Below are 7111 nucleotides of genomic sequence, written 5' to 3' on the forward strand. Positions count from 1 at the left end.
GGTTGCCATTAGTGCTGGTACAACCCGCTGCGGCGCCATTCCAGCATCGGAATGCTGTCCCCCGTGGACTACGAAGCAGCCCACACCCCGCCTGAGCTTCCCCCGGTTTCCCGGAGTGCGGGTTATCTGTCTGCGCGCTGGGCGCGGCGATAGGCATCTTCGTACTCGTCGGGTGAGAGCCCACCGAGGCGGGCCTGGATCCGGCGCGGGTTGTACCAGCCGTCCAGGTAGCGGATCAGGGCGTGCTCGGCCTCGCGGCGGGTGGCGAACGTGGTGCCCGGCCAGTAGAGCAGCTCGATCTTGATCGTGGACCACAGGTTCTCGGCGAGGGCGTTATCGAAGCTGTCCCCTGTGGACCCGGTCGACGGAGCGACACCCGCGTCGACCAGGCGTTGGGTAAACCGCAGCGCCGTGTACTGGGCGCCCTTGTCGCTGTGGAAGATCAACTGACCGGGGCGCAGGTCCCGCGAGCGTAGGGCGTGGTTCAGTGCGGTCAACACCAGCGCCGTGGTCGCTCTCGGGTCGGTGGCCCAGCCGACGACCCGGTTGGAGAACGCGTCGCGCACACTCGCCAGCCACAGGACGCCCTCGCCGGTGACGATCCGGGTTAGATCGGCCACCCACACGCGGTTCGGGGCCGAGGCGGTGAAGTCGCGTTCGAGCAGGTCCGGAGCCGGGCGGTGTGACGGGTTCTGCCGAGTGGAACCGGTCTTCCAGCCGCGGCGCAGATGCGCGCCCTGCAGGCCGTGCTCGCGCATGATCCGCTCGACGCGTTTGCGGCCCACGTGCACGCCCTGGCGACGCAGCTCCAGCCACACCCGCGGGGAGCCGTAGGCAGAGGCGAACTCGCTCACCGACCGGATCTTCACGATCTGCTCGAGTAGCGCGACGTCGTCGAGCTCACGCTGTGAGGGGTTCGCCCGGCGGGCACGCCAGTCGTAGTAGGTCGAGGTCGCGATACCGAGGACCCGTAGTACGAGACCGGCGGGGAAGTCGTGAGCGTCGACGAAGCTCATGACCACCTCCGGGTCGGGCCGATCTCGCTGGCGAAATAGGCGCTCGCCGCGCGTAGGACCTCGTTGACCCGCCGCAGCTCCGCGTTCTCCTTCGCCAACCGGCGGTTCTCGGCGAGCATGTCGGTCGTCGGCCGATCATGGCGCTCGCCCTTGTCGGCCTCGGCCTGGCGCACCCAGTTGCGCAGGGCCTCGTGATGCACGCCCAGCTGCTCGGCGAGCATGCGGAACGTCGGGCGAGGGTCGGACTCCCGATACAGCCGAACCGCTCGTTCGCGCAGCTCATCGGGGTACTTCTTCGGTGCTGCCACCAGTGCCTTCCTTCCTGGCTCTCAAGATCGAACCAGTCTTCAGACACTCCGGCAAAGCGGGGGAACCTCACGCCTGACCACGATCACTGACCCCACACCGTCAGTGTCCGGCGCAGGGGGCCAAGCTCAAGCCGTCCGTTATGCCAGCGTGCGTCTGCGGCATGATCAGCACTCATGGCGGACGTAGAGCTCCCCACCGATCAGCAGATCCGTGCAGCGATGTACGAGGTCGTTCGTGCGCAGATCACCACAGACGGCGACCGTGACGCGAAGAAGTTGGCAGCGCGCCCGATCCTTGAAGAATTCGAGCGAGCGCACGGTGCGGCAGGCCTGCTATGGGTGTGATCACCTGGACTGGCCCCGGCTGGGTGGGTCGTCGTCATGAATTTCGGCCCCACCGCTGCCCGGGCTGAGTTGTTGGTGTGTGGGGTCGGCGTGTCGTCACGAATTCTGGCCCCACCCTGGCTGTGCTCGTCCGCGTCGTGTTGGTCGACGTGGAGGTCGGGCGATGGCGAGGTCACGGGTGGAGCTGTTCGAACGGATCCGTCGGGACCGACGGCTGGAAGGCCTGTCGATCCGTGAGCTCGCGGAGCGGCATCGGGCGCATCGCCGCACCGTGCGTCAGGCGCTGGCCTCGCCGCTCCCGCCGCCGCGCAAGCAGTACCCACGCCGCTCACGTCCAGCGATGGATCCGTGGGTGGAGATCGTTGACGGCTGGCTGCTCGCCGACGCAGCGGCTCCGCGCAAGCAGCGGCACACTGCCAGGCGGATCTGGCAGCGGCTGGTCGCCGAGCACGGCGCGTCGTGTTCGGAGGTGACGGTGTCGCGCTACGTGGCCGCCCGCCGCGCCGAGCTCGGAGTGCGCACGGTCGAGGTGTCGGTGCCCCAGGCCCATCAGCCCGGGGCGGAGGCCGAGGTCGACTTCGGTGAGTTCTGGGCCCGCCTCGACGGGCAGATGGTCAAGTGCTGGCTGTTCGTGATGCGGCTGTCCTGCTCGGGACGGGCGTTCCACGTCGCGTTCACCACCCAGGGGCAGGAGGCCTTCCTGCAGGGCCACGTGCAGGCGTTCACCCATTTCGCCGGGGTTCCGGCCCGGATCCGTTACGACAACCTCAAACCGGCGGTGATCAAGGTGCTCAAGGGGCGCAACCGGGTCGAGTCCGACCGGTTCGTCGCGCTGCGCAGCCACTACGGGTTCGACTCGTTCTTCTGCCGCCCCGGCAAGGACGGCGCGCACGAGAAGGGCGGGGTGGAAGGCGAGATCGGCCGGTGCCGCCGCCGGCACTTGGTGCCGCTACCGAGACCGGCTTCACTGGCCGAGCTGAATCGACACATCGCCGCCGGGGACCTGCTCGACGACGCCCGCGTGATCACCGGCAGGCGCCGCACGGTGGCTGAGGCGTTCGTCGCCGAGCTGTCCGCACTGCAACCACTGCCCGCCGAGGCGTTCGACCCGGCGCTGCTACTGCGCGCCCGGGTGGATCTACGGGCCCGGGTGTCGGTGCGCCAGTGCTACTACTCGGTCCCGGCCCGCTTCGCCGGACGACGACTGACGGTGCGACTCTCGGCGACGATCGTGGAGATCTGCGACGGCGCCACCGTCGTCGCCCGCCACGAACGCGCCGCCGGCCGCCATGTCGAGGTGCTGTCGCTGGATCACTACCTTGAGGTGCTCAAGACCAAGCCCGGCGCGCTGCCCGGCGCTACCGCGCTGGCCCAGGCCAAAGCGTCCGGGGCGTTCACCGCCACCCACCAGCAGTATTGGGACACCGCGCGACGCGCCCACGGCGACGCCGCCGGCACCCGGGCGTTGATCGAGCTGCTGCTCGCCCACCGCACCCTGCCCGCCGGCGCGCTGGACACCGCCATGCGCGCCGCCGTGGACACCGGCCTGATCGATCCGCAGGTCGTGCTCATCGACGCCCGACGCCGCGCCGGAACCCCGGGCACCGGCGCCGCAGCAGTCATCCCGCTCAACAGTCCCGTCGGGATCGCGCGCTACGACCGACCGGCTCCGACCCTGAGCGCCTACGACCAACTCCTCTCCACCGACCACCACCACAGCGACCACCACCACGGCGGCCACACGCCACCACATCAGCTGCTGACCGGAAGTGAGCCATGAGCGCACGCAGCGACGAGGCCGCGCAGGCCTCGATCGGTGCGGCCGCACGCGAGCTGCGGCTGCCCACCATCCGCACCGAGGCCTCCCGGCTGGCCGAGATCGCGGCCCGCGAACGCCAGTCCTACCTGGTCTTCCTCGCCGAGGTCCTCGCCGCCGAGGTCGACGACCGCGGCGAACGCCGCCGCACCCGCCGCATCAACGACGCCCGCTTCCCCCGCCTCAAACGGCTCTCCGAGTTCAACCTCGACGCCGCCCCCAGCATCCAACCCGCCCAACTGGCCACCCTCGCCTCAGGCGCCTACCTCGACGCCGGGGAGCCGATCGTGCTGCTCGGCGACTCCGGCACCGGCAAATCCCACCTGCTCATCGGGCTCGGCCTCGCCGCCTGCGAACAAGGCCGCCGGGTCCGCTACATCTCCACCGCGCAGCTGGTCAACGAACTCGTCGAGGCCGCCGACGAACGCATCCTGTCCCGCGTCGTCGCCCGCTACGGCCGCCTCGACCTGCTCTGCCTCGACGAACTCGGCTACGTCCAGATCGACCCCCGCGGCGCCGAACTGCTCTTCCAGATCATCACCGAACGCGAAGAACGCGCCAGCATCGCCCTGGCCAGCAACCTGCCCTTCAGCGAATGGGGCACCGTCTTCCCCGACCCCCGCCTCGTCGCCGCCATCGTCGACCGCATCACCTTCAACGCCCACATCATCGAGACCGGCACCGACTCCTACCGACTCCGCACCTCCAAAGCCGGCAACCGCCGCAAGCGCGCCAGCTGACCCCGGGGCCCAAATTCACGACGACAACCGGGGCCAGACCACTTGACGAGACTCACTGCTACGGCTGACCGAGCGACTATTTGTCCAGACGATGGAGCTGCACGCTCGGGCAGCAGCAGCGGGAGTGCCCTGGCCTCCTCGCCGCGAGGACGGCGCCGCGGCAACCCGGCATGACGGAGGCGTGCACTGAGGTCGAGAGGACACGAGCCGAACCACCGCCAGGCCGTACTGAGCACAACAAGCCCACCCGACGAGGCCCTCGCATCCCGCTCGCAAGCTGATCGCGTCCGCTTTCGCATGCGAATAGCTGTTGTCGTCCTGGTACCACGCCTCAAGCCCTGTGAACGTCCGGACGTGTACGCATGGACCGGGACTGCCCAGGCTCTGGTTGACCCGTTCGTCCGGCTCATCCCGGTCGAGTTCGCCTCTCCCGCGGCGACACCGCCCCGAGCCGCCCCCGGGCGGGCTGGTTCCCGAGCCGTTCGGGTGGCTGACAAGCAGCTCACTGCGTCGGCGCGGGCTGGTCGAAGATGGTGCGGACCTGGGCGCCCGGGCAGCCCGTGCGCGACCAGCCCGCGCAGAAGCGCTAACCGATCGGCGCCGTCTTCGGCGGAGGCGACGTCGAGGCCGAGGACCGGTGGCGATCAGGGGGTGCCCGTTCACGACCCGAGCTTCCTTGCGGACTTGACCGCCCGGTGTCCGTCGGAGCCCATTACGCCAAGTGAAGGCGGTCCTAATGCCCGTGGAGCAGTACGAGCAGCTGAAGGCGGCAGCCGTCCGTGGGGAAGCAGTTGCCGAAGCGCTCGCCTGCATGCGGGCCGAGGGCCTTGAGCCCGGTCCCGAGGCGCTGGAGCGGGTCCAGGCCGTGCAGAGGGGCGGATGACGTCCGAGGAGGCTCTGGTGAAGGTGCTGCCGCCTTGCCACGATGTACCTGCTACCCGGGCTGGCCGTTGATGTCGATCCCGGTGGCGAGGGCGTAGTGCACGCGGTGTCGGGGGCAGCGGGTCCGGGCGCGTCCGTAGTGCTGGCCGGGTTCGCACCAGCCCACCGACGCTGCGCCGTCCTGCACCCTGTGGTGGCACTGTCGGCACAGTCGCACCCTGGGCAGTTCGGTGCCGAAGATCGGGAAGTCGTCCTCGGCGGGGTTAATGCACAACACGCACAGCAGCGGTGCGCCGGTGGGGGGTGTCATGAGCTCACGGTTCCTATCGACATCATGACTCGAGCCATCTGCAGTCCGACGAACTCGTCTCGCGATCGTGGGCGCGACGAGGGGGCGGCGTCACTGCGAGCAGCGCTCGAACAGCACGGGAGGGTGACGCCATCAGTGCAGGCGACAGGTGTCCGTGGCCATGAAAAAGTGGCTCTGGCACAGATTGCGTGATCTTCGGGCCGGCGCGCCTGCGTCGCGGCACTCCTCGATCGGGTGATCATGTCAGCTGTGCGATCTTGATCAGGCCGTGCTGTTCCCGCATCTCGTCGGGCTGCAGGTCGCCCGAGTGTTCGTGAGCGGGGTGACGCTGCGGATCGAGGTTCAGGCGACGGGTGACGGCGCGCGGTGCCCGGTCTGTGGCGGGGTCTCCAGCCGGGTGCACAGCCGCTACCAGCGGCGACTGTCCGACCTCGCGGTGTCCGGTAGACCGGTGCTGCTGCACGTGAAAGTCCGCAGGTTCGTCTGCATGGCGAGCGCCTGCCCACGCAAGACCTTCGCCGAGTCGTTCCCGCATCTGACCGGCCGATACAAGCGCAGCACTCACGCGTTACAGACGATGCTGCGGAGCTTGGGGCTCGCCCTCGGCGGACGTCCCGGCGCGCGCCTGTCGGGCGGGTTGGGCGTGCCCACCTCACGGATGACGTTGCTGCGCGCGATCGACGCGCTGGCGGTCCCCGAGCCGAGCTCGGTGCGGGTCCTCGGCGTGGACGACTTCGCCTTCCGGCGCGGCCACAACTACGGAACCGTGCTGATCGACATGGACACCCGCCGCCCGGTCGAGCTGTTGCCGGACCGGACAGCGGAGTCCTTCGCGGAGTGGCTGCGTGCCCATCCGGGCACCGAGGTCATCTGCCGCGACCGGGCCAGCGGCTACGCCGAAGGCGCGCGAGAGGGCGCTCCGGGCGCGATCCAGGTCGCCGACCGCTGGCACCTGCTGCACAACCTCAGCGACGCGGTCAACCGTGTCGCTCGAGCACACCGATCATGCCTGAAGGATCCAACCGAGCGAGCCGAAGATCGGTCGCCGGGCACGCCAACCGCCGACAAGACCCCCGAAGAGATCGCCCTGGGCATCGGCCAGGCTGCACCGACCGTGGGACGCCGGGAGGCCAACACCCGCCGCCGCCACGCCGAGATCCACGAACTCCTCGCGCGCGGGGTCCGTCTGAAGTCGATCAGCAGAACTCTGGAGCTGGACGTCAAGACCGTGCGCCGCTACGCCAGAGCCGCCACCCCCGACGAGCTGCTCACCCCAAACCCGACCCGAGGCACCCAGCTCGACCAGCACCTGCCCTTCCTCACCTGGCGCTGGCAAGAGGGCTGCGAAAACGCCGGGCGGCTCACCCGGGAACTGCGCGACCGCGGCTACCGCGGATCCGAACGGTCCGTGCGTCGTCTCCTGCAGACCTGGCGCACCAGCACGACCCTACCCGACGCCTCACCCGCTGCGCCGTCACCACGACAGATCACCGGCTGGATCATGCGACCCGACCACAAGCAGACCGACGACGACCGCAGCGGCCTCGCGGTCGTGCTCGACCGCTGCACCACCCTTCGGACCGTGCACCAACTCGCCTGTGAGCTTGGCCCCCTGCGCCGGACACTGACGGTGTGGGGTCAGTGATCGTGGTCAGGCGGGGTGTGGGCTGCTTCGTAGTCCACGGGGGACAGCA

General features: G+C 69.4%; 7 protein-coding genes. 4 read left to right on the forward strand and 3 right to left on the reverse strand.

Going from position 1 to position 7111, the window contains the following annotated elements; genetic code table 11:
* Positions 1-122: 122 nt before the first annotated feature.
* Complete coding sequence (locus AB0B41_RS42080; RefSeq protein ID WP_358212700.1) at positions 123-1016, reverse strand: IS3 family transposase; 894 nt, start codon at positions 1014-1016, stop codon at positions 123-125.
* A complete protein-coding gene (locus AB0B41_RS42085) occupies positions 1013-1324 on the reverse strand; it encodes a transposase (RefSeq protein ID WP_358212702.1) in 312 nt (103 codons plus the stop codon). Before AB0B41_RS42085 ends, AB0B41_RS42080 begins: the two co-directional genes overlap by 4 nt.
* Before the next feature lie 174 nt (positions 1325-1498).
* Between AB0B41_RS42085 and AB0B41_RS42090 the strand changes: the two genes are divergently transcribed.
* The 3 genes from AB0B41_RS42090 (at position 1499) to istB (ending at position 4225) form a co-directional block, all read left to right on the forward strand.
* Entirely contained in the window at positions 1499-1669 is a 171-nt protein-coding gene (locus AB0B41_RS42090; protein ID WP_358212703.1) for a hypothetical protein, read from the forward strand.
* A 163-nt stretch (positions 1670-1832) separates the two neighbouring features.
* Positions 1833-3449: an IS21 family transposase gene (gene istA / locus AB0B41_RS42095; protein ID WP_358212705.1), complete on the forward strand. Its 1617-nt coding sequence runs from the start codon at positions 1833-1835 to the stop codon at positions 3447-3449.
* The gene (gene istB, locus AB0B41_RS42100; protein ID WP_358212707.1) at positions 3446-4225 is read left to right on the forward strand and encodes an IS21-like element helper ATPase IstB; all 780 of its coding nucleotides are present in this window, start codon (positions 3446-3448) and stop codon (positions 4223-4225) included. Before istA ends, istB begins: the two co-directional genes overlap by 4 nt.
* Before the next feature lie 934 nt (positions 4226-5159).
* Here istB and AB0B41_RS42105 read toward each other — a convergent pair.
* Positions 5160-5417 carry a hypothetical protein gene (locus AB0B41_RS42105; protein ID WP_358212708.1) on the reverse strand — a complete coding sequence of 86 codons (258 nt, stop codon included), beginning with the start codon at positions 5415-5417 and terminating at the stop codon, positions 5160-5162.
* Positions 5418-5685: 268 nt separating this feature from the next.
* Here AB0B41_RS42105 and AB0B41_RS42110 point away from each other — a divergent pair, with 268 nt between their 5' ends.
* A complete protein-coding gene (locus AB0B41_RS42110) occupies positions 5686-7062 on the forward strand; it encodes an ISL3 family transposase (RefSeq protein ID WP_358212710.1) in 1377 nt (458 codons plus the stop codon).
* Positions 7063-7111: the final 49 nt, after the last annotated feature.

The sequence above is a fragment of the Pseudonocardia sp. NPDC049154 genome (genome assembly GCF_040648315.1).
Lineage (GTDB): Bacteria > Actinomycetota > Actinomycetes > Mycobacteriales > Pseudonocardiaceae > Pseudonocardia.

Coding starts and splice junctions, on each gene's coding strand:
- AB0B41_RS42080 (WP_358212700.1), bottom strand. CDS start 1,016: ATGAGCTTCGTCGACGCTCACGACTTCCCCGCCGGTCTCGTACTACGG.
- istB (WP_358212707.1), top strand. CDS start 3,446: ATGAGCGCACGCAGCGACGAGGCCGCGCAGGCCTCGATCGGTGCGGCC.
- istA (WP_358212705.1), top strand. CDS start 1,833: ATGGCGAGGTCACGGGTGGAGCTGTTCGAACGGATCCGTCGGGACCGA.
- AB0B41_RS42090 (WP_358212703.1), top strand. CDS start 1,499: ATGGCGGACGTAGAGCTCCCCACCGATCAGCAGATCCGTGCAGCGATG.
- AB0B41_RS42105 (WP_358212708.1), bottom strand. CDS start 5,417: ATGACACCCCCCACCGGCGCACCGCTGCTGTGCGTGTTGTGCATTAAC.